The 23859-nt window shown below is 28.2% G+C and carries 20 protein-coding genes and 1 tRNA gene; 9 read left to right on the plus strand and 12 right to left on the minus strand.

All coding sequences use genetic code 4. The features are described 5' to 3' along the window. The first annotated feature begins 834 nt into the window (after positions 1-834). The 4 genes from VBM86_RS01105 to nusG all read left to right on the plus strand — a co-directional run bounded on the left by VBM86_RS01105 (position 835) and on the right by nusG (position 3962). A complete protein-coding gene (locus tag VBM86_RS01105) occupies positions 835-2835 on the plus strand; it encodes a hypothetical protein (RefSeq protein ID WP_323189574.1) in 2001 nt (666 codons plus the stop codon). A 103-nt stretch (positions 2836-2938) separates the two neighbouring features. Then, positions 2939-3088: a 50S ribosomal protein L33 gene (gene rpmG, locus VBM86_RS01110; RefSeq protein ID WP_257089433.1), complete on the plus strand. Its 150-nt coding sequence runs from the start codon at positions 2939-2941 to the stop codon at positions 3086-3088. Between the two features lie 2 nt (positions 3089-3090). Continuing rightward, positions 3091-3348, plus strand: coding sequence for a preprotein translocase subunit SecE (gene secE / locus VBM86_RS01115; RefSeq protein ID WP_323189575.1), 258 nt, complete (start codon positions 3091-3093; stop codon positions 3346-3348). Between the two features lie 11 nt (positions 3349-3359). Beyond that, complete coding sequence (gene nusG, locus VBM86_RS01120) at positions 3360-3962, plus strand: transcription termination/antitermination protein NusG (protein WP_257089437.1); 603 nt, start codon at positions 3360-3362, stop codon at positions 3960-3962. A gap of 164 nt (positions 3963-4126) precedes the next feature. On the opposite strand, the gene VBM86_RS01125 is transcribed toward nusG, so the two are convergent. Beyond that, a complete protein-coding gene (locus tag VBM86_RS01125; RefSeq protein ID WP_323189576.1) occupies positions 4127-7234 on the minus strand; it encodes a type I restriction endonuclease subunit R in 3108 nt (1035 codons plus the stop codon). Here VBM86_RS01125 and VBM86_RS01130 point away from each other — a divergent pair, their 5' ends adjacent. After that, positions 7235-7891 carry a hypothetical protein gene (locus VBM86_RS01130; RefSeq protein ID WP_323189577.1) on the plus strand — a complete coding sequence of 219 codons (657 nt, stop codon included), beginning with the start codon at positions 7235-7237 and terminating at the stop codon, positions 7889-7891. Between the two features lie 30 nt (positions 7892-7921). Continuing rightward, complete coding sequence (locus tag VBM86_RS01135; protein WP_323189578.1) at positions 7922-8542, plus strand: restriction endonuclease subunit S; 621 nt, start codon at positions 7922-7924, stop codon at positions 8540-8542. A gap of 13 nt (positions 8543-8555) precedes the next feature. Here VBM86_RS01135 and VBM86_RS01140 read toward each other — a convergent pair whose 3' ends face one another. The 4 genes from VBM86_RS01140 to ychF all read right to left on the minus strand — a co-directional run bounded on the left by VBM86_RS01140 (position 8556) and on the right by ychF (position 12165). After that, complete coding sequence (locus VBM86_RS01140) at positions 8556-10031, minus strand: type I restriction-modification system subunit M (protein ID WP_323189579.1); 1476 nt, start codon at positions 10029-10031, stop codon at positions 8556-8558. A gap of 172 nt (positions 10032-10203) precedes the next feature. Continuing rightward, positions 10204-10815 carry a DDE-type integrase/transposase/recombinase gene (locus VBM86_RS01145; RefSeq protein ID WP_323189580.1) on the minus strand — a complete coding sequence of 204 codons (612 nt, stop codon included), beginning with the start codon at positions 10813-10815 and terminating at the stop codon, positions 10204-10206. A gap of 141 nt (positions 10816-10956) precedes the next feature. Next, positions 10957-11030, minus strand: a tRNA-Trp gene (locus tag VBM86_RS01150). Positions 11031-11067: 37 nt separating this feature from the next. Next, complete coding sequence (ychF, locus tag VBM86_RS01155; RefSeq protein ID WP_323176617.1) at positions 11068-12165, minus strand: redox-regulated ATPase YchF; 1098 nt, start codon at positions 12163-12165, stop codon at positions 11068-11070. 108 nt (positions 12166-12273) lie between these two features. Here ychF and VBM86_RS01160 point away from each other — a divergent pair, with 108 nt between their 5' ends. Genes VBM86_RS01160 through aspS form a run of 3 tightly spaced genes read left to right on the plus strand, consistent with a single transcriptional unit; the run spans position 12274 to position 17024 of the window. Beyond that, positions 12274-13929, plus strand: coding sequence for an MAG5620 family putative phospho-sugar mutase (locus VBM86_RS01160; RefSeq protein ID WP_323189581.1), 1656 nt, complete (start codon positions 12274-12276; stop codon positions 13927-13929). A gap of 25 nt (positions 13930-13954) precedes the next feature. Beyond that, a complete protein-coding gene (hisS, locus tag VBM86_RS01165) occupies positions 13955-15316 on the plus strand; it encodes a histidine--tRNA ligase (protein WP_323189582.1) in 1362 nt (453 codons plus the stop codon). A 1-nt stretch (position 15317) separates the two neighbouring features. Continuing rightward, entirely contained in the window at positions 15318-17024 is a 1707-nt protein-coding gene (gene aspS, locus VBM86_RS01170) for an aspartate--tRNA ligase (RefSeq protein ID WP_323189583.1), read from the plus strand. 50 nt (positions 17025-17074) lie between these two features. Here aspS and VBM86_RS01175 read toward each other — a convergent pair whose 3' ends face one another. From VBM86_RS01175 to gltX, 7 genes are all read right to left on the minus strand, one after another. Further along, positions 17075-17581, minus strand: coding sequence for an adenine phosphoribosyltransferase (locus VBM86_RS01175; protein ID WP_323189584.1), 507 nt, complete (start codon positions 17579-17581; stop codon positions 17075-17077). A gap of 8 nt (positions 17582-17589) precedes the next feature. Next, positions 17590-19395: a translation initiation factor IF-2 gene (gene infB, locus VBM86_RS01180; RefSeq protein ID WP_323177620.1), complete on the minus strand. Its 1806-nt coding sequence runs from the start codon at positions 19393-19395 to the stop codon at positions 17590-17592. Next, positions 19388-19666 (minus strand): YlxR family protein, encoded by a 279-nt coding sequence (locus tag VBM86_RS01185; protein ID WP_323189585.1) that lies wholly within the window; start codon positions 19664-19666, stop codon positions 19388-19390. The genes infB and VBM86_RS01185 overlap by 8 nt, the downstream gene beginning before the upstream one ends. Further along, positions 19653-21377, minus strand: coding sequence for a NusA N-terminal domain-containing protein (locus VBM86_RS01190; protein WP_323189586.1), 1725 nt, complete (start codon positions 21375-21377; stop codon positions 19653-19655). The genes VBM86_RS01185 and VBM86_RS01190 overlap by 14 nt, the downstream gene beginning before the upstream one ends. 21 nt (positions 21378-21398) lie before the next feature. After that, complete coding sequence (locus VBM86_RS01195) at positions 21399-21830, minus strand: hypothetical protein (RefSeq protein WP_323177618.1); 432 nt, start codon at positions 21828-21830, stop codon at positions 21399-21401. Positions 21831-21997: 167 nt separating this feature from the next. Then, positions 21998-22405: a hypothetical protein gene (locus VBM86_RS01200; RefSeq protein WP_323177617.1), complete on the minus strand. Its 408-nt coding sequence runs from the start codon at positions 22403-22405 to the stop codon at positions 21998-22000. Further along, a complete protein-coding gene (gene gltX, locus VBM86_RS01205) occupies positions 22395-23813 on the minus strand; it encodes a glutamate--tRNA ligase (RefSeq protein ID WP_323189587.1) in 1419 nt (472 codons plus the stop codon). Before gltX ends, VBM86_RS01200 begins: the two co-directional genes overlap by 11 nt. Positions 23814-23859 lie beyond the last annotated feature (46 nt).

Raw genomic sequence — 23859 nt, forward strand, 5'->3', positions numbered from 1 at the left:
GAGACAAATCGTTTTTACTCTCTGACGATTTTGTCCCCTCTATATTTCTTTTATTTTTTCACTTACAAAATATGCATGTATAGACCTTTTTTTGATTGTATTTATGTTTTTTCATGTTTTAGGTAAACTCACTTGAATTTTATTTCCAATAATTATTCATTCTTGCATATTAATAACATTGGGTAAGTGTTAGGTTATGAAAACGTATCATCTCAGTTGCTTGGGGGAGTGTGTGGGATGGTCAAAATTAATTAAACTTGAATTTAAGTTTTAAGGGTTAAGGAAAATTCGTAAGTTTAATTAATATGTTTTCTCTTGTTGCTTTTTATTTTATTAGTGTAAATTTTTGAGGTACTTCTCAAAATTACGGTTATCTTCTTGTATGTTGTGGGGACTAAACTCTTTTTCACTTTCCAGTTTATGTTCTTCATTACTCACTTTGGTTTTTTATTAAATTTTTATAGTTTATTTTTATGGTTTCTAAAACAAAATTTAATATGGTTTTAGTTCATTTGTTGGATTATTCCTTTCTAAACATTTGAAAAGTATTTTAATTTCTTATATTTCTCCATTTATTGACTTTTATTCAATATAAGACCTTATTATTAAATGCGAAATACAAAATTGGTTCTAAATGAACCGAAATTCATTATTTTTTCTTCTCTCATCAGTTAGACATTTTCTGTTAAATGTCAAACACCTTTCTTTAATTTTATTATTTAATTTTTTAGAATGTCTATTAGATTTCCACTTAACTTTCTTAAGTTAAGTGGTTTTTGTATCCTCTGTTTGTAAATTTTCTGTTTTTATATTATGTGCTAATATTTTAGTAATATGAATAATCGCAATTTTAGAAATAAAAAATTTGTATTTATCGGCGACTCAATAGCGCAAGGTTTTGATTTATCTCAAGGAACTGGAACATATGGAAATTTAGATGAGTTAGGTTATGCTTATTCAGACTATTTCATTGAGTTATTTCAGAAGAATGTTGGTAGAAATTTAGACATTAAATATAGTAATTTAGGCCTATCAGCAAGCAAGATTAGCACTTGAATTAATATCGTTTCTGGTGAAGAGTTTACGGATGAAACAAGAGAGCTAATGCACATAAATAAAGTTCTAGCTCAAAAATTTAATCACACTTGTTTTAATTATGATTTTGATTCATATTTAAAAGAAATTAAGGAAGCAGATTACTTATTTATAAACTCTAGTGGAATTGAATTTTTATTCAGTATTTCGTATGTAGACTTAGTTGAAGTGATGTCTCAAAAAGATTACTACCTTCAAAATAAACAAATTGATGATTTATTGAAAAATGTTAAACGTACAACACAGCAAATCATTAATGAATATATTGTTTTAGTTAACAAAATTAAAGAAGTTAATACAAATTGCAAAATCTATTTAGTCGATTATCCTATCGCTTCATTACCTGTGCTTAACAAGTTGATTCTTAAAAACAAAGATAATCTTTTAAACAAGAGTTATTCTATTTTTAAATCTATATACAAGGTATTTCAGAATATTTTTGTAGAAGTTTCAGCGGCAACAAATACTAAATATGTTGAAATATTTGACTTTGAACAATGTTTAAGAAATGAACGCAAATGATATCAGTTGTTTTTAGATATTCATTGCAGTAAGAAATGTTATAAATACATTGGAAAGAAACTTTATCTAAATTTTGCTAAAGAGCATCATTTAAATAAATTTACTTGAACTAAATTTAGAAGTATTCCAATATACCCGGATAACAAAATTATTGATCTTGTTCAAACTTGATACAAAGAATTAGGTGTTCTAGAAGGTTCGCTAATTAGAATTTATATAAGCACAATTAGTAATTCATTGATTAATGAGAAACTAACTAAGGGTTTAGATATCACTCTTAATTTCAGCGCACTTCTAAATGAGAATGTTATGTCACTCATTGGTAAGATTTTCCATGACGAAAACGTACTTGAATATATTGAAAATAAATTCAGTTCACTAAAATTCACAGACACATTAATTGACTTTTTAGCTAATAATCAAGAGTTTGTTACATTGATTGATAATGTTGAAAAATTCTTTACTAGAAACAAAAACATTTCGCTTAATAAGTTTTGACAATTCTTTTTAGTTTCAAATGAAAAAACATTGTTTGATATAACAAAAAAATTCTTTGAAAAGTACCCTAATTTCAAAGAAGAGATAATTGATTTAATTCATTTTATCCTTGGAGAGTTAAATAAAAGAAAATTTATTAAGATTCCAATTGATATTAAAAAGATTGATTATGAGTTTAATTTAGATTTTTCATTAGTAAAAAATGATTTAGATGAATTTATGATTATTTTTAAAGATTTCTTTTTATCAAGTTCACATTTTGTTAGCTTCGAAACTTACTTTAATAGTTTTGTTATCCAAAACAAAGAGCTAATCAAACAAATATCATCGAAGTTTCTAAACATTGTTTTAGAACAATTGTTCACTGATAAGGATAAATTAATTCAATTCATTTTAGCTTATTGCAAGATTGATTATAAATATCTCTCAAGAAAAGATTTTGAAGCTCTTGATAGATATGTAGATAAGTTATTGAGCAACTTAAATATGACTAAAATGCAAAATAAAATCATTAATGAAACAATCAACTTTATACTAAAAACACCTAAAATGAAGCTTATTAGTTCTAACAATATTAAGCTTATTGGTCTTATTATTAAGAATCAATTTAGAAATAGATTATTTTTAAGCTTAGTTAGAGGTAATTTAGTACCAACAGTTAATTTAGGAGTGCGTTTAGCATTTGCAAAAGTCAGATCAATATTTAGATGAAGAAAGTAATGTGTCATGTTTTTTTGCACATGTAAATAATTTCAATTAAACCTATTACATAGCATTCATTTACTTAATGTATATTGTAATGTTGTGGTAAAATTAAAACACTATGAAAAGTAACAAGGTATCAATTGCATGTGAATTATGCAGAAAGAAAAATTACGTGACAATTAAGAGTGCTGGAAATGCAGAACGTTTAGCAATTAAAAAATATTGTCCTCATTGCAAACAACACTCAATTCACAAAGAAGAAGTTTAATTATGATAAAAAATAAGAAAGCAAAAACTGAAAATGTTGAAACAGCAAAAATGTCTTTAGAAGACAGATTTGAAAGCAGAAATAAAATTTATTTCTTTAGAAAGACTGTTAAAGAAATTAAACGTGTTCGTTGAGCAACTCCAAGACAAAATTGAATAAACCTTGTTAAAATTCTTGTTTTTACAGCTATATTTGCTTTATTTGTTTATGCAGTAACAATTGGATTTACAAAATTATGAGAAGTAATTGGTTCAGTTTAGAAAGGTAAATTATGAATAATTTTAAATGATACATGATCTCTACTGTTAGAGGAAAAGAAGAACAAGTTATCGAAGCTTTAAATAACCGTATTATTGCTGAAAATGTTGCAGAATCATTTAATCAATATGCAACACAAGATGGCGCTTTTAAAATCTTTAAAAAACCTATCTTAACAGCTAAAGAATTAGAAAAAAGACGTTTAGGTCAAGAATACAAGGTTAAATATACAAACCTTTACCCTGGATACATTTTTGCAAATATGGATATGACAGATGAAGCTTGATACGTTGTCCGTAACACACAAAATGTTACAGGTATCATCGGATCATCTGGTAAAGGAGCAAAACCTACACCTGTTTCTTCTAGAGAAATTAGAAAAATGGAAAAAGCTGCTGAAGAAGCTACACACTTATTTAACTTAGGTAAAAACTTACAAGGACTTAAAATTAATGATTTAGTTGTAGTTTTAGATGGTCCATTTAAAGGTGAAATTGGTCCAATTAAATCATTAAACTTAGATGCAAATATCGCTACAATTCAAATTGAATCATTTGGAAAAAGAACTTCTGTTGAATTGAGCATCGATTCATTAGAACATTCAACAGAATACTAATTATTAGATAAATTGAACAGTGTTAGCTGTTCTTTTTTATTGAAAATTTATCAAAAGAATAAAAAATGACTTTATTACTTACTAAAACAATCGTTTAATAAGTAATAAAGTCTAATTGTAATATTTCTTTTAAGTCGAATTTGATATCCTAAATAATTTAAAGATTAATCTTCACTCATTATATATTCAGCTTGTTTAATAACATCATCTACAGTTTGTTTTTGATATTCTGGAGGATAATTATACTTCTTCAAACATTCTTTTATTTTTGTTCTCATTCTTGCTCTTGTGGATTCTTTATGGATTCAGTCTGTTGATGCGTATTCTTCAACTACTGATTTTAATTCCCTAGCGATAAGTTTAAGCGTTTCATCGTTTAGTAATTCTTTAGCTGATTTATCTCTAATTAAAGCATCATAGAACGCTTTTTCTCTTCCGAATACACCAAGGTCTCTAGCTGTTTGTTCATCCCTTACCATTTCACTAGCGAATCCAACTAAATCAACAATAGTTTGTTCTGGTGAAAAAATAGCATCTCTATCATTATATTTTTCTAAGATTTTTCTTAATCTTTTACTGTATTCTTGAGATTTAAAATAATTATTTTTTCTAGATTCAGCTATTGCTCTTTCAAGCAACTTCTTGACAATTTGAACAAACACATGAGGAGGATTTTTTACTCTTAATTCTTCTATGTTTTTCTCACTCAACAATTCAATAACTTTATTTGAATCTTCTTTCGTTTGAGTTAATACTTTTACTTCATCACCTTTAATAGCATCTGCTAGAAGATTAGAAACATATTCGTTCATTTCTTTTATAGAAACAGTTGGAGTTTTTGCTCTAAGCTTTAGAATAAAACTTCTAATAGCTAAGTAATAATAAACATCATTTTTCTCTTCTTCAGTTAAAATACCAGCACAAACGACAAAGGCTTGCTTTACAGAAAAGGAAAGATCACTCATAAATGCATCTTCTCTTTTGGCTTCTTGTAACACAAATTCTGTTCCGATTTGTACAGCTTCAAATCTTTCGTGATCATTAGAGCTATAGAATTTGCTTTTATCAATTTTGTAAAACCATTCATTAAGTACACTTAATTTTTCTTTCAAGATGACATAAATTTCTTTCTTTACATCTTGAACATTTTCTTGTCTGTCTCTATCTGTATATTCTGTCAATGCTTCATTCAATGCTTCATTTAGACCTATGTAATCGACAATTAAACCATAATACTTACCTGGATAAACACGATTAACACGAGCAATAGCTTGCATTAAATTATAAGATTTGAGTCTCTTAATAAAATATATTGCATCTAAGTCAGGTACATCAAAACCGGTTAATCACATATCAACTACAATTGCGATTTTATATTTTGATGTATCTTTTTTAAATTCTTCACCTAACTCTTTTCTATATGCAGAATCTTTAAATAGATTACGCATTTCTTCTGTGTCTTTATTAGATTCAGTAACGACTAAAATTACTTGTTCTTTCATTTCAGGTGTAATCTCATCAACTATTTTCTTATATAGTTTTAAAGCTGCATGACGAGTTTGACAAACAATCATGGCTTTTCCGTTTAAAGTTCCTTTTCTCTCGGAATAATGAGCCATAATATCTCTAGCAAATAAATCAATCATGTCATCGTCTTCTAAAATGACTTTAATTTTGCTCATTTCACGTTTTGATTTTTCTATTGCTTGATTATCTGCTTGTTCATTTTTCACTAAATCATTATAGTAATTATCAATTTGATTCAATATTGATTGATCTGTCCAAACTTTTGCAAGTCTAGATTCATAAAAAAGTTTTACTGTTGAACCATCGATAACTGATTGAGTCATATCGTAGACATCGATAATATCACCGAAAATGTCTGTTGTTTGTTTTTCCTTTGTTGATACCGGAGTTCCAGTAAATCCAATAAAAGTAGCATTAGGTAATGCTTCTCTAATATACTTTTCTACTCCATATTTGAAAACTGCTTCTAATTCATCAGTTTCTTTATTTCTTTCGTAATGAACAGTCTCATAAATTCCATAGTGTCCTCTATGAGCTTCATCAGTCATTACGATAATGTTTGAACGTTCATTTTGTGGTAAATTATGCTTATCGAATTTACCAACTGTAGTAAAAATTATTCCACCTTGTTTAATGTGTTTAAGCTTCTTAACTAAATCTTCTCTAGATGTAGCTATTTGAGGTTCGCGTTTTAGGTAATTACGCGCACTAAAGAAAGTTTTATAAAGTTGATCATCTAAGTCGATTCTATCTGTTAAAACCACTATAGTTGGAACATTTAAGTCTTTGTTAATCAATAATCTATGTGCAAGCATTAGCATTGAAAATGATTTACCACTACCTTGAGTATGTCAAACAATACCGGCTTTACCATTTCCGTTTGACTTAATGCTATTTAAAATTGATTGAACTGATTTTTTCACCCCAAAATACTGGTGATACTGCGAGATTATCTTAACTGGTTTGTCATTTTTGTCTTGAATAAAGAAAATATTATGTTTAATAATATCTAGTAATCTGCTTTTTTCAAACACTCCATCTATGAAGGTGTTTAGTTTAAATGCATAATTAGCATCATAACCTTTTTTACCATCAACACTTTTTCACTCATTGTATCTATCGAATTTAGAAGTCAATGTTCCGATTCTAGTACTTACTCCATCAGAAATTACTAAAAAAGCAGAGTAATTAAATAAAGTTGGAATATCATAACGGTATCCATTAGACTCGCTGCTTCCACCTAATTGATTGTAAGCGTCTTCCAATGTTGCTCCAGTAGCATCTTCAACTAAAGTCTTAAGTTCCATTACAATTAAAGGAAGTCCATTTATGTACACAACTATGTCTGGTATTCTAGTCGATCTTCCTTCGTTGAACTTAATTTGATGAACCACTTGAAATGTATTATTATCTACATTATCAAAATCAATGAATTTAATAAGAGGATTAACTTGATATTTATTTGACTCAATTGTCACACCTTCTACTAAGATTTTGTGAACTAAAAAATTCCTTACGAATAAAGAAGGATTATCAACTCTCATAAGCATATTCATTGCTTCGTTAAGTATTTCTAAATCATTAAATTTATTTATTTTAATTAACGAATTTAAAAGAACTTCATTATTAATGAATTCATCAAGCTTTCTTTCACTTAGTCATGAATCATCAAAATTTAAAAATTCAAAACCATTTTTTTCTAAAAGTTCTATAATGCTATTCTCAATAGTAGCTTCATTAAACATATGATTTTACCTCGAAATTATTATATAAAAAAGCAGTTATTTTTCTCAAAATTAATACAGATAGTTAACACTATAGGAACAGTTGATGATTTGATTGAAAAAATTGAGGAGAAAATAAATTTTTTAAAAATAATGTCAACAAATCTTTATTCTCAAAATTCTGAATATCCATGTATACAAAATCTATCATTAGCAGATGTATGCTTAATAAAAACAGGAAAACTTAATGCTAATGAAGCTGATAAGGCTGGTTCTTTTCCGTTTTTTACATGTGGTACTAATGAGTTACTAATTAATGATTATGCTTTTGATTGTGAGGCTATAATAATTGCTGGTAATGGTGAAATCTCAGTTAAACATTACAAGGGCAAATTTAATGCATATCAAAGGACTTATGTATTAGAACCTCAAAAATATTTTTACTTGTTTCTAAAAGAATGTGAAAATAATATAAATGTTTTGAAAAATAATTCTCAAGGATCAGTAATTAAATTTATTACTAAACCAATGCTTGAAAAAATATCAATAAATTTAAACAATCATTCTGAAGAGATTAATGAGCAGATAGGTCAAATTTACAACTTAATTTTAAATTATAGAAATCAAATCTCTTTATTAATTAAAATTAAAGATATTTTATTCAGCAAATATTTCTAGATAGTTAACACTATAGGAACAGTTGATAATTTGATTGAAAAGACTTTAGAAATTTTTAATTCAACCAAGAGATTAAGAAGATTACTTTATAAGCATTTTTCTTTAAATTCAATCAATACAGTCCTGTTCAAAGAAATAGTGACTTTTGAAAATGGGGCTCAGCCTCCAAAATCAGAGCATATCTATGAAGAAAAAGAAGGTTATGTTAGATTTATTCAAAATAGAGATTATGATTCGGACAATCATAAAACATATATACCTATTTCAAAACGAAATCATTTATGTAATAAGTATGACATTATGATAGATAAATATGGTGATGCTGGTGCTGTAAGGTATGGTTTAGTGGGTGCATATAATGTGGCATTATTAAAAGTAATTCCGAATAATGAATTAATTAAAGAATATATTAGAGATTTCCTTATGCAAGATGAAGTAAAAAATATTTTATACAACTCTTCTCAGGCATCAACAAGACCATCCTTAAACGATGATACGTTTTTAGGGTTAACAATTCCTCTATTAAATGAAAATGAATTCAAAACATATAATAAGATTGCAGTTATTCTTTTAAATTTAGAAATGGGCTATAAAGAAAAAATTTTAAAATTAAAGTCTATTAAAGAAAAATTACTTTTAAAATATTTCTAGATAGTTAACACTATTACAATTCTTCCATCAATATCTTTTTAACTTTATCTTCTAGTTCTTTACCCTCCTTCATTAATTCTAATAATTCAGCAGTAGTCTTTCTTAACTCTTCTTGAATCTCTTCAGGAGATAATTTGTTAGACTCATCTGCTCCAACGTATCTTCCAGGATTTAAAGAGAAATCTTTTTCTTTGATTTCTTCTAATGTAGCTTTCTTACAAAAACCTGGTATATCTATAAGAGTACCTTCTCTAAAATCACGATAAGCTTTAACAACTTTGTCTACATCTTCTTGTTCAAGGACTCTTATTTTTCTTGAGACTAATTTCCCTAAGTTGTCTGCGTTTACAAATAAAACATCGGTGTTAGTTTTTCCTTTATTTAAGATTCAGCATTGAACTGAAATGGTAACATTTGAAAATAATTTATTAGGCAATGCTAGAATTGCCTCAACCTCACCTGATTCAATCATAGCCTTTCTAATTTTGTAATCATCTTTAGTATTACTTGTTGTAGCTCCGTTTGGCATCAATATTGCTGCTTTACCATTAGGTGCTAATTTAGAATACATTAATGAAAGTCATGCATAGTTAGCATTCTTCATGTCCGGTTTTCCGAATACTCATCTAGGGTCACCTTCAAGAGATGGTTTTCAATAATCTTTTAAATTGTATGGTGGATTAGCGATGATGTAATTTGCTCTTAAAGACTTATGTAAATCATCTGTAAAAGAATCAGCACTTTTTTCACCTAAATTTCCTTCAAGTCCTCTGATAGCTAAATTCATTTTAGCCATTTTTCAAGTTCCAGGGTTTGATTCTTGACCATAAATCGAGATGTTGTCAACGTTACCTTGATGCTCTTTAACAAACTTAGAACATTGAACAAACATACCACCACTTCCACAACATGGGTCAAAAACTTTACCACTATAAGGTTCTAAAATATCAATCATTAATTCAACAACAGATTTTGGAGTGAAAAATTCTCCACCTTTTGTCGGTATATACTTAGCAAAAGCACCTACATAGTACTCATAAACTTGGCCAAAGAAATCACCATCAGCATCTTCCATATTTAAATTATTAGTGAAAAAGTCTACTAAATCTCCTAAAGCAGATTTATCTAAATCACTCTTAGAATAAGTTTTAGGAAGAATTCCTTTTAGTTGATTATTGTGTTTCTCAAGTTCGATGAAGGCATCGTCAATTACTTGACCTAAATCACTTTGTTTAGAGCGACTTGCTATATTGGTTCATAAAGCATTTTCAGGTACTAAAAATACATGATCTTGAATATAATAGTCTTCATCATTTTCTCTACCATCACCAACTTTTTTTAGTTCATCATATTTAGCAATGTACTTATCACTAACATATTTTAAAAAGACTAAGCCCAATACAACATTTTTATAATCAGCAGGATCACATTTGTCTCTTAGTTTTTCTGCTGCTTTTCATAAAACATTTTCATCAATTATTTGTGACATACTTATCCTTAAATTCCTTCAATATTTTTAATTATTTGATTATAACATAATCAAAGCCTTTTATTACTCTATCACTATATTCTGCATGTTTTTGGGTTAAATCAGATTCTAGATTACTGCAACTAGATTGCTGAATTTTATAAGAATAAGAAAAATTAAACTAGGACAAGCCTTATAGACAATTTATAAAAACTCAAATCGTCTCAATATTGTTGAGGTGTTTTCAATTTAAGACAGATTGAAATCTTTCATTGTTATATCATTCAATGTAATCTTTGATAATGTTTTTGAGTTTATTAAAGCAAATTGTTTTGTAATTTACAAAGTTTAAACACTCAGATTTGATGTTTGAAAAGAAATATTCAACTTCCCTATTATCTAATGAATTTCCGACCCTACCCATAGATACATTTCCATTGTTTTTTGCAACTACATCAAGATATTTAGATGATGAATATTGAAACCCGTGATCTGAATGAAGAATTCAAGGTTTTTTAAACTTGATATCCTTGATGTGTGAAATAACTAAATCTGTATCATTTCTTCTTGATAAGTTTCAATTCAAAATTTTCTTTGTTTTGCGATGTATTGCAACTGAAAGATAAACGTGATTTTCATCTATATCATTTGGTGCTTTTATATATGAAACATCTGTTGCAATAATATTATTTGTAATTCCATTGTAATCTCTATTTACAAGATCTTTAATCTTAACATTTGTATTCTTGATTTCTCTGACTTTACGTTTTGACCTAACTACAGAAATTAGATTTAATTTGTTCATTATTCTTCCTAATGTTCTGTAATTTATGTCTATTTTATAAAGTGAAAATAGCTAAAAATATTCTTAAATTTTTCTATTAAAATAAATATCAAAAATAAAAAAATCTGGTACCTCGAAAACACCAGAAAATTTATTTGAAATTGGCAGGGGTTAAAGGAATCGAACCCTTACTTTCAGTTTTGGAGACTGCAGCACTACCACTATACTAAACCCCCTCATATAATCATCACCTAAAATGATGATTTTTTATTATTATTTCCCGAATTTAAAGTGACAAACGTCACCATCTTTCATAATGTAGTTTTTACCTTCAGAACGCATTTTACCAGCGTTTTTAGCACCTAATTCACCATTGTGTTCGATGTAATCTTCGTATGCAATAACATCTGCTTTAATGAATTTTTTCTCAAAGTCTGTATGAATAATTCCGGCACATTTAGGAGCTGCTCAACCTTTATGATAAACTCAAGCTCTTGCTTCGATTTTACCTGCTGTAAAGTATGTTTCTAAATTAAGAAGATCAAATGATTCTCTTGTTAAAACATCTAGACCACTACGTTCTACACCATACATTGAGAGCATTTCATTTTTTTCTTCATCTGATAAATCAACTAACTCAGATTCTAATTGAACTGAAATTGGAATGATTTTTTCATTTGGTTTTAATGAATTTTTAAGCTCATTATAAAGTTTATCATCTTTGTAATTTGCATATTGTTCTGTACCTAAGTTAGCTACATAAATTATTGATTTTAATGTGAGCAAATGATAACCTTTAACAGCTTTTAATTCATTTTCATCAAGTTCAACATCACGAGCTGGTATTGATTGAAGCAATGCATCTTTAACTTTATTAGCAGCATTAAACTCAATTAAACCATCTTTATCACCTGATTTAGCTTTTTTAGTAACTCTGTTAATTACGTTGTTAATTGTTTCTAAGTCAGCTAACATTAACTCATAGTTAATAACATCTTTATCTCTTACAGGATTTACTGAATTAGCTACGTGCAAGATGTTTTTGTCCTCAAAACATCTAACAACGTGAATAATTGCATCAACTTCTCTAATGTTTGATAAGAATTTATTTCCTAATCCTTCACCTTTTGATGCGCCTTCAACAAGTCCGGCTATGTCAACAAAATCAAATGTAGCTCAAACAATTTTATCTGGTTTGATAATGTCTGCAATTTTTTGTAATCTTGGATCAATTAAAGGAACTGATGAAATGTTAGGTTCAATAGTTGTGAAAGCGTAGTTAGATGATTCAACTTGCTTTTTAGTAATCGCACTAAATAATGTACTTTTACCTACGTTCGGAAGACCTACAATACCTGCTTTTAGTGACATAAATAAACTCCTTTTTAATCAATAATTATGTTTTTAATTTTACTCTAAATGCTTGAAAAGTAATTTTTTAATTTGATAAAATTAAAATAAATTTTAAGGAAGGTAAAAATGAGTCAAATTAACAATAAAATCACACATTGATTTAATTTCTATAAATCCAAAGAACTAATAAATTCAGACATTAATGAATTTGTAAGAAAGGTTGATAATCAGTTTCCAAATGGTGAATTTTACACAAGAGCAAAATCAACTGTTTACGGAATTGAATTTGATACACAAAATCAACTTGGTTACAACAATTTGAACCCTTATACATTGCTTAATTTGATTTCACTTTTTGATAAATCACTTCCTAGAAAGTCAATTTTTAATAGAAGAAGAAAAGTTTTAGTTGCATTAAAAAACAAAGTTAATATTAATTCTAAACTTCAAAATTTATTGATTAGATTTTTAAATGATAAAAAGTACCACGTTTATACTTTTAATATTGATAAGCTAAATGATTTTTTTATCAATACAAGTGTAAACAATATGGATTTAGATTATTCAGTTTATTTAGATTACAAAGAAACTAATAATAAGTTTTATTTAAAAATTTACAACAAAAATAAATTAATTTCACTTGAAGAACAAGAGAAGTTAATTAATGAACTTTATGAAGTTAAAGATCACATATTTGTTTCTGATTCAAATTATTCAATTGTTTTAAACTCAGACAAAGTTATTGACTCAGCTTATGAAAACTTCTTAAAATCAGTTAAATATGAATTTGATTTTAGTTCAAACAACAAATTGGTTGTTTATACACTTATTAGCGACAATTTATCAAACTACATTATTAATAGATTTTTATCAAATTTAAATGTTAAGGTTTCAAAGTTGAATCCAACACTTAACAAAGATTTAAAAAATAAAAATTCAACTTTTTCTATTGTTAAATGAGCTCTATCAACTAATTACAATGCCAACTTAATTATTGTCATGGATGAACATAATGATATTAAGTTATTTGCTAGAGTTAAAAATAGCTTTGTTGAATTAAATAATGACCAAATCGCTTATCTTTTCATTTCAAACCAATATTTAAAATGAAAAGAAACTAAGTTAACTGATAAACCAAATATTTTTATTCCACTAGATGCTTCAGAGTTGATTATCAACTTACTTAATACTTTTAAAATTCCTTATGAATTTGAAAATAAAATGTATGACCCAAATAACATTTTATTTGCATACAATTCAAATTCATTTTCAAATGATATTAATGAACATTTAAGTTTTGAAAATTATGATTTTCTATTTAACTTCTGTGTGATGTTGCAAGAGTATTTAGAAAACAATAACTTACTTACACTTAAATACAACAAGATGATTGAATCAATGAATAAAACTTACTATGTTTATTCATACATTAACAAAACTGTTCAAGATATGAAAAATGTTTTTGATTATTTAGTCAATAAACCAACCGGCTTTCTTAAAAAATCAAAAATAGATAAGCTCCAATTACTTGATTGAGATAACACAAAACAACATTACATTTTTCAAGTTAAAACAAAAGGTAAAAGATTTTCAACTATTACAAGCGTTTCTTACAAGAAAGCTAAAAAAGAGATTGAAATTAAAACTGAATTTCAATCTCATATGTATAAATTCCATCCATTTTTAGAAACTATATGAGCTAATTTAGTTAAAAATAAAATCAGAAAAAGAATTTTAAAAATTGTTAAACAAATAAACAAGCTGCAAGAGAAAAAAGTATAATTTCCAAATATATTAAGGAGTCACTATGATTACAAAAATTAAAGGAACAAAAGACTATTCACCAGTAGAGTTTTTATTAAAAGATTTTGTAACTGATATGTTCACTGAAACAGTTGCTAAAGCAGGTTATGTTTTAGTGGAAACGCCTATTATGGAACAAGCTACACTTTTCAGACGTTCTGTGGATGATTCAGAAATTGTTAAAAAAGAAATGTATGAATTTAAAGACAAAGGTGACAGAGATATAGCGCTCAGACCTGAGGGGACTGCACCTTTTGTTAGAGCACTTATTGAACAAAAATGATTAAATGATGGATTTAGTAAATTTGCTTACTATGGACCGATGTTTAGATATGAGCAACCTCAAAAAGGTAGATACAGACAGTTCTATCAAGCTGGTGTTGAATTTGTAGGTGAAAAAGCTTATACAAAGGATGTGGAAGTTATTTTATTAGCTGCACACATTTTAGATAACTTAATGGTTGATTGAGAATTAAAAATCAACACAATTGGTGATGAATTAAGTAGAAAACAATATGAAGAAGCTTTATATAACTACTTATTACCTTACAAATCTGAGTTAAGTGAAATTTCACAAGAAAGATTAGAAAGCAAAAAAGTTTTAAGAATTCTTGATGATAAAGAAGATTCGCAAAAACCTTTTATTAAAAATGCGCCTAAAATTGTTGATTATTTATCAGACGAATCAAAAGAATACTTTGTAAAAGTTACTACAGCACTTGATGCAGCAAATATTGAATACAAAGTTTCAAATGAATTAGTTAGAGGGCTTGATTACTATGATGAAACTGTATTTGAATTTGTAACGACAGGTAAAGGTTCAACAAGTGGACTTACATTAATTGGTGGAGGAAGATATTCAAACTTAATAGCTCAATTAGGTGGAGATAATATTTCAAGTGTTGGTTTTGGAATGGGAATCGATCGTGTTGTTGATGTTGTAAGAGAAAATGCGATGGAAATTTTAAAACCAGATACAGAACTAAGACACGCTGATGTTTATATTGCAATGACAAATGATGAAGATAATATTGCTTTTGGTACTATAATGGGACAAAATTATATTGCAACAGCTGGTTTATCAGTTTACACAGAACATTCTTTAATTAAAAATAAAAAGTTATTTGAAAAAGCAGCAAAGAGAACTGCTGACTTCTTAGTTTATGATGACAAAATGATTAACCCTAACTTATTAATCATTAGAGATATGGTTACAGGAGAAAAAGTTACATTCTCAAAAAATGAAGAGGGTATCATTTCTGCACTTAACTTTATTTTAGAAAATAGCGATGAACACATCACAATCAGTGACTCTAAATTAGTTGATGTTACACTTCTTATTGAAGAATTAGAAGAAGGAAAATAATATGAAAAAAACAATTAAAAATAATCAATTAAGATTAGAAAATGTTGGACAAGTTGTTACTTTATATGGGTGAGTAGCTAACAAACGTAGATTTGGTGAATTAAACTTCGTTGACTTACGTGACAAATTTGGAATTACACAATTAGTATTTAAAACACCTATTTCATTCACAAAAGAATCTGTTTTAGAAGTAACTGGAACAGTTTGTGAAAGAAAAGATAGAAATCCTGACTTATCTACAGGAGATATTGAAATTTTAGTTGATGAATACAAAGTTTTATCATCATCTAAAGAACAATTACCATTCCAAATTAGAGATGACATTGAAGTTAAAGAAGAATTAAGACTTGAATATAAATTCTTAGACTTACGTAGAAATGTTATGCAAAATAACATTAAATTACGTAATGATGTAATTTTTGCAATTAGAGAATACTTACAATCTCAAGAATTCACAGAAATCGAAACACCAATTTTATCTAAAGCAACACCAGAGGGTGCTAGAGACTTTTTAGTCCCTACACGTAATAAAGAAAATGCATTTTATGCACTTCCACAAAGTCCTCAATTATTCAAACAATTATTAATGATTTCAGGATTTGAAAAATACTACCAAATAGCAAGATGTTTCAGAGATGAAGATTCACGTAAAGATAGACAGCCTGAATTCACACAATTAGATATCGAAGTAAGTTTTATGGATGTTACTAGCTTCCAATCATATATTGAAGGTTTATTCAAACATTTTATGAAAAAAGTTATGAATGTTGATATCAAAGTTCCTTTTGATAGAGTAAGATTCGATGACTGCATTAGAGATTATGGAACAGACAAACCTGACTTTAGATTTGAAAACAAAATTGTTGATATTCCTGAATTTGCTAAAAACAGTGATTTCAGCATCATAACAACAGCTCCTTCAATTAGATTGCTTCATTTTGTAGAAAAAATTAACAAAAAAGAATACAAGAAACTTGAAGAAATAGCTAAGAAAAACAAAGTTAAAGCATTATTCTACTTGGTTGTTAATGAAAATAAAGAAATTGTTGAAACAAACTTTGCCCAAAAATTAAATCCAGCAGATGTCCAAGAATTAATTTCACAATTTGGTGAAGGAACATACTTGATTTGTGCTGATAAATTTGAAAATGCTTCACAAGCTTTAGGAGCATTAAGAGTTGAACTTAATTCTTGATATGGATGAGCTAGAGATGAATATAACTTCAAATGAATTATTGACTGACCTATGTTCGAATATGATGAAGAAACAGGAAAATGAGCAGCAGCTCACCATCCATTCACTCAATTCGATAATCCATTAGAAGATTTAGATAAATTACCTAAAGAAAAAATTAGAGCAAAAAGTTACGACTTAGTTCTTAACGGGTTTGAATTAGGTTCAGGTTCAGCTAGAATTTATGATGAAGAAGTTCAAACTAAAATGTTTGAAATGATCAATTTATCAAAAGAAGAACAACAAAACAAATTCGGATTTTTCTTAAAAGCTTTTGAATATGGAGTTCCACCACACTGTGGTATTGGTCTTGGAATTGATAGATTAATTATGATTTTAGCTAACCAAAAAACTATTAGAGATGTTATTGCGTTCCCTAAAAATTCAAAAAATGAAGACCTTATGACACAAGCTCCTTCAAGTGTTGATTCTGAGCAATTAACAGAATTATTCCTTGAAGTCAAGTCTAAATAGTGATGTAAAAAAATACTAGATTTCGTAAGTCTAGTATTTTATTTTGCAATTTATAGAATTGATTTTACATCAATTAGTTTACTGATTTTCTTGTATCCATCAAGTTCATCTAAGATCATTAAAACAACATTAGCTAGAACTTTTACACCTTGAGATTGAAGTAAATCAATAATAGCTTTTGTAGTTCCACCAGTTGCTAAAACGTCATCAATAATGATTGCCTTTTGACCTGGTTTTAGAATTTTATCTTGAATTTCTAAAGTGTTATCACCATATTCTAAGTCATACTTTTGAGAAATTGTGGGGCCTGGTAGTTTACCTTTCTTTCTAACCATTACAAATGGTTTATTAAGTTTGTAAGCAACAGGAGTTCCGAAGATAAATCCTCTTGCATCAGGTGCTACAATAATGTCTGCTTCTTTGCATAATTGTGCCATTTTGTCTATGACATAGGCAAATGCATCAGGATTAGCTAATAGTGGTGCTATATCTTTGAATACAATTCCTTGTTTAGGGAAATTAGGAATATCAGTAATTAAATTTTTAAGATTTTTCATAATAATTATTAGTTAACTCTTACATCTTCATAGAATTCAAGGACATCATCTGCTTCAATATCATTAAATCCTTTGATGTGTGTTCCGAAGTTTTTACCTTTAAGAACTTCTTTAACGTCATTTTTCTCACGTTTAAGTGAGTCAATAACACCTTCGTGAATAAGTTTTCCTTTACGGTAAACTTTGACTTTACAGTTAGATCTTACAACACCTTCATCTAACATTGTACCAGCGATGTTTCCAACTTTTGAGTAGAAGAAAATTTGAATAATGTGACCTTCTCCAATTTTTTGTTCTTCATAGATGGGCGCTTTTTCTCCATCAAGCATACCTTGAACATCTTCGATAATTTTGTAAATAACATCGTGAGAAATAACAGTAACGTTTGATGCTGCTGCATTTTGTTTAATATTTTGTGAAACTCTCAAGTTAAATACGAAAATAACTGCATTTGACGCTTTAGCTAAAAGTAAGTCTGTATCATTGACGTTTCCAACTGCTGCTGAGATAACTTTAACAATAGCATCTTCATTTTCTAAACCATCAATTTGATCTTTTATAGCTTGAGAAGTACCGTAAACGTCTGATTTAATAATAACGTTGATAATTTTTTTACCATCAATATTTTGATCTGTAATAGTTTTTGAGTGAAGTAAATCCATACGATCAGCTGTAGCTTTTTCTTGAGCTAATTTCTTAGCAAATTTTTCATCATTGAATCCAACAAATTTATCACCAGCATCAGGTGCATAGTTAAGACCTGAAATAATTGCTGGTGCTCCCGGTTCGACTGCTTCAATTTGGTTTCCATTAGAATCAGTAATCATTCTAACTCTTCCGTATTTTGAACCAGCGATTAAGAAGTCTCCTTTGTGTAATGTTCCTGTTTCAACAATAATTGTAGAAACAACTCCAACTCCTTTATCAACACGCGATTCGATAATTGTTCCCATTGGATATCTTTTTGGATTTGCTTTTAAGTCTAAAATTTCGCTTAATAACATAATAGCATCAAATAATTCTGTAAGTCCTTCACCTTTAAGTGCTGAACCATAAACGATTTGAACATCTCCACCATATTCTTCGATAAGAACATCGTTTTCAGCTAATTCACCTTTAATTCTGTCAAGGTCTTTGTTAGGTTTATCCATTTTGTTAACAAAAACAATCATTGGAACATTTGCTGCTTTAGCGTGCTCGATAGCTTCTTTTGTTTGAGGCATAACCCCATCATCAGCTGCAACAACTAAAACAACAATATCAGTAACTTTAGCACCTCTAGCACGCATTTGTGTGAATGCTTGGTGTCCAGGTGTATCTAAGAAAGTGATTTTTTGACCTTTGTGACTAATTTGGTAAGCACCTGTATGTTGTGTAATTCCACTGCTTTCTGTTGAAACGATGTTTGAGTTTCTGATTTTGTCAATTAATGTAGTTTTACCGTGGTCAACGTGTCCCATAACAGTGATGATTGGAGATCTTTTAACTAAATCTTTTGGATCATCTTTAAATTGAACTTCATCAAGGAAGTTTGAACCATTAATGTTTGTTTCTTTTCTGAAGTCATATCCATATTCAATTGCCATTTCAGCAATTTGCTCTTCATCTAAAAGTGTATTAAGGTTGTACATTTTACCTTGCATAAAGAATTTTTTGATAATTTCTGTAGCAGGTACTCCGATTTTTTGTGCAAAATCAGCAATTGACATTTTTTCAGTGAAAATAAATACACCATCTTTTAATTCAGTTTTTGTTGTTTGCAATTGCTCTTTAATTTCATTTACGTTCGAAATTCTGTTTTGTTTTTTAGCCATATAACACCTCCTTAAGTTCATTTTCTAATGAATCATATTGTTCATTAGATATGTTAGTTTTATATGTTCTATTTAAAGCTTTTGTTTTTCTTATTTTTTGTCAGTTTTCTAAACTTGCAACAAAATAAGCTCCTCTATGTTTTTTGTTTTTATGTAAGTCTAAAACTAATAAATTATTTTCTTTATCGTAACTGAATCTAGTGAGTTCATCAACTGGTAAAACTTGATTTGTCGCAATACACTTACGAAAAACTGTTTTAATCTCAGTCATCTGAATTTAAGTCATCTAAATCAAGTTTTACGTTTGATAATCCATAGTTTGTAAGGTCATCATCCACTTTAAAGTCTTTAAGTTGATTTTTAGTTCTCTTAAATTCATTAAGCATTTTTCTGTTTTTCTCTTCTTTTTTAGCGTTTTCAGCTTCTTCATCAAGAGTTTCATCTTCAACTTCATCTGTGAATTCGTCATTGTATTTGTCGATTTCATCAACGAAACTGTATTCATCTAATGAGTTAAGAAGTTTTTCGATGTTTGAAGATTCTTCTTCAAAAATATTGTTAATTTCTTCTGCTTTATTTTTCTTAGTTTTAACTTCGCTAGTTGCAGGTTTTTTAGCTTCTTCTGCTTTTTGTTTTGGTTCTTCCACAACTGTTTCTGTTTCTAATTCTGTGTAAATATTGTTGTTAAAGTCTTCAAATAATGAGTCTGTATCAATGTACATATCAATGTTTTTAAGCATTGAGTTTGTTTTTGATTGTTTTTTACTTGCATTAACTTTTGGTTGAGTTGTGTTGAAGTAGTGCACATCATGAACATAATCATTTTTGAATTTAATTCCTTTTACAAGTGCTTCTTCAGTTGTTAATACTTCAATTCTTGTTCCTGTTAATTTAGAAGCAAGTTCAATATTAATCCCTTGTTTTCCGATAACAACTGTTGCATCGCTTGGTTTAACAATTGCATAAACTTTTCTTCTTTCTTCATCAGCTCATTTAATATCAACTGCTTTACCAGGAGCAATAGCATTTTTAACATATTCAAGTGTGTCTGGTGAGTAAACAATAACGTCAATTTTTTCACCATCTAATTCAGTAACAATTGATTGAATTCTTGAAGCAAATTGTCCTGTAATTGAACCAACTAAATTAATTTGATCACTATCTTGATCTTTAAGTGCAAATGAAACTTTAGATCTTTCTCCAGGTACTCTTTGAATGTCTTTAATAACAATTTCACCTGATTTGATTTCCGGAATTTCGTTTCTTAAGATTTCAACTAATTCTTCTGTTGAGTTTAATGAAACTGTAACAATGCTTAATCTTGATTCAGGATTAATCGAATCAACATAAACCATAATTTTTTGACCTAAGTTTAATTTTAAGTTTTTAGGCTTTTTAGCTCCAGGTAAGAAAGCTGTTTGTTTATCTTCTAACATAACATTGTATGAGTTGTTAGATAAGTGTTTTAAAACAACTGCTGGAACTTTTTGTCCAATCATTTTTGAATATTTTTCAACAACTTTTGATTTGTTTGTTAAGTTTAAAGATTGTTTAACACCACTTGTGATTGCTCTTCTTAATTTGTCTGATAATCCAGCAAACTTAAATTGAATTCTAACTACATCATCGACTTGAACATTTGAATCGTTTTTTCTAGCTTCTGAAAGTGGAATTGTGTAGATTTTAGCTAATGCATCATCTTCACTTAAAACTTGAGGTTCATCATCTTCTGAAATTTCTTCATCTTCAATAACTTCACCGTTTAAGTTGAACATATTTACAGCTTTATTATCAAAGTCTACTTCAAATTGAATTTCAGCATTAGGGTCAACTTGTTTAGTAATTGCTTTTTGAGTTTCTGATCTAAATAATTCTAAAACTTCTTCAAATGGAGAGTTTAGACCTTCTGCTTGAAGTTCAATATATTTAAATAGTTGTTGACTTTCAACATCAACTTGTGTTTTATTTTTAGCTTTTGCCATTATTTACTCCTTTATTTTTTGTTAAAACTTAATATATTCTTCAATTTCGTTTATATTAGAAATATCTAATTTAATTGTTCTAATTTGGCCTTTTTTATTTCACTTACCCACTATGTGATCTGGCTGAACTTCAGTTAATTTAATTACAAAATTATTTTGTCCTTCAAAACTTTTTTGAGTTTTGACTTCAATATATTTATCAATGTATTGATCTAACATTTCCATTGAAATTTTAAGGTCTGTTCCTTTTGATAATACTGCTAAATTTATATCATCAGTAAATCATTTTTGTGTCTCTAAAAATGCAGAAATTTCTTTTCCAAGTTTGTTAACTTCATCCAAACTTCTATAATCAACCACCACTTCTAGTGTTTTTCCTAAAAGAGGATCGTGTTCCATTTTTGCTGATAAAACTTTAGAAAATTGCTCTTTTAAAATCTTTTCATCAAACATTTTACTCCTATAAAAATGTAAATAGAAAGAGCTGCTTTCGCAACTCCTTTCTCTTACCTCTAAATACAATTAACTTTGTATATAAATAATACCATATTATTTTAATTGTATTTATTATATGTAGTGATTTTTATGCAAGTGCATAAGGCATAAAAGTATTTTTTGTATTATTCATAAAGTTCTAATGTCATATTAATTGATGTTAAAACTTCATCATTTTCGTATGTAAATAAGTCATATTGAAAGTTAAATTCATTAATTGATGTGAAGAAGTTTTTACATACAGTTTTTAAATTAATTTCAAATTTTTTCTGTGTTGAAGGGTCAACTACTGAAATGCTTGCATTACCCTCTTCATTTTTCTTTACACACACAGTTGTTAAGTTTGTGTAAATATTAACTTCATTTTCTGAAATGTCAATTCTATTTGTTTCGTTGTATTTAGGTTCATTGAATTTAAGCTCAATAACACCATCTTCAGTTTTGTTATATAAATCAAGTTGTGCTAAAAATTCAATAACCTGAGGTTCATCATTTGTAGGAACCTTAATAATTGATTTAAAATTAATTTTCATATTCTTTAAGTCTTTCTGAAATTAATTCTTTTCCAAATAATCAAATAGCTTTTGCTAATTCAGGTCCGTGAGCAATTCCTGTAGCAGCAAGACGAATTGGCATAAATAAGTTTTTACCTTTAACATTTAAATTTGAAGAGGTTAAATTAATTGCTTCTTGAATGTTTGCAATTGTGAAGTCATCAGCTGCAAGTTTTTTGAAGTTATTTGCAAATTCTTTAACTGTATTTAATTCAGCTTCATTGAATTCAGTTTTTGAGTATTCAGGGTTTAAATATGAATTTAAGTGAGTTTTTAATTCTGAAACTGTTACAGAGCTAGCTTTAAATGTGTCGACAAAAATATTTAATCATTCTGAATCTAAATTTGAGTTTTCTAAATTCATTAAGTCAATTAATTTTTGATTGTCTGTATTTTTTAAGTATTGTTTTGAGAATCAATCCATTTTTGAAACATCAAATTTTGAAGGCGACTTAGATAATCTTTGTGGATCAAATTTAGCAATGATTTCTTCTTTGCTCATTAATTCAGATGCATCAGCAGCTGTTCATCCTAATAATGATAAGAAGTTGAAAATACCTTCAGGCATATATCCTTCATTTTTGTAATCTTCGATAAATTGTTTTGTTTCAAGATCACGTTTTGAAAGTTTTTTACCTTCCATATTTGTAATAATTGTCATATGTCCAAATTGTGGTTTTTCTCAATTTAAGTATTCATATAAAACAAGTTGCTTAGGTGTGTTTCCGATGTGCTCTTCTCCACGTAAGATGTGTGAAATTTCCATATCGTGGTCATCAACTACTACTGCAAAGTTGTAAGTTGGATACCCATCTGATTTAAAAATAACTCAATCAGCTATTTCATCAGAGTTGAATGAAATTTCACCTCTAACAATATCATTTCAAGTTAAAGTGTGATTTTTAGGCATCACTAAACGGTATGAATATTCACCATTAGCATCTCTTTTTTGTTTTTCTTCGTCAGAAATTTTTAATCAGTTTCTGTCGTATCTAAAACTTGGAATACCTTTAGCATCTGATTCTAATTTTTGAGCTTCTAATTCTTCAGATGAGTCGTAAGCTTTATATGCGAGACCTTTTTGTAAAAGTTCATTTAAAACTTCATTGTATCTATCTAACTTTTGGCTTTGTCTGTATTTACCAAATTTTGGATTTGGATTTAATGGAGATTCATCTGGAACAATTCCTAATCAAGCCAAGTTATTTAATTGTGATTCTTCACCACCTGGAACATTACGTTTAACATCTGTGTCCTCAAGTCTGAAAACAAAATCACCATCAAAATGTTTAGCAAATAAATAACAAAATAAAGCTGTTCTAGCTCCACCTATGTGTAAGTATCCTGTTGGACTTGGTGCATAACGTGTTCTGATTTTTTTACTCATAGTAAAATAACTCCTTTTGTAGCTGAATATTAAAGTTATAAAATTA

The sequence above is a fragment of the Mycoplasma sp. 21DD0573 genome (assembly GCF_034863425.1).
Taxonomy (GTDB): Bacteria; Bacillota_I; Bacilli_A; order Mycoplasmatales; family Metamycoplasmataceae; genus Mycoplasmopsis.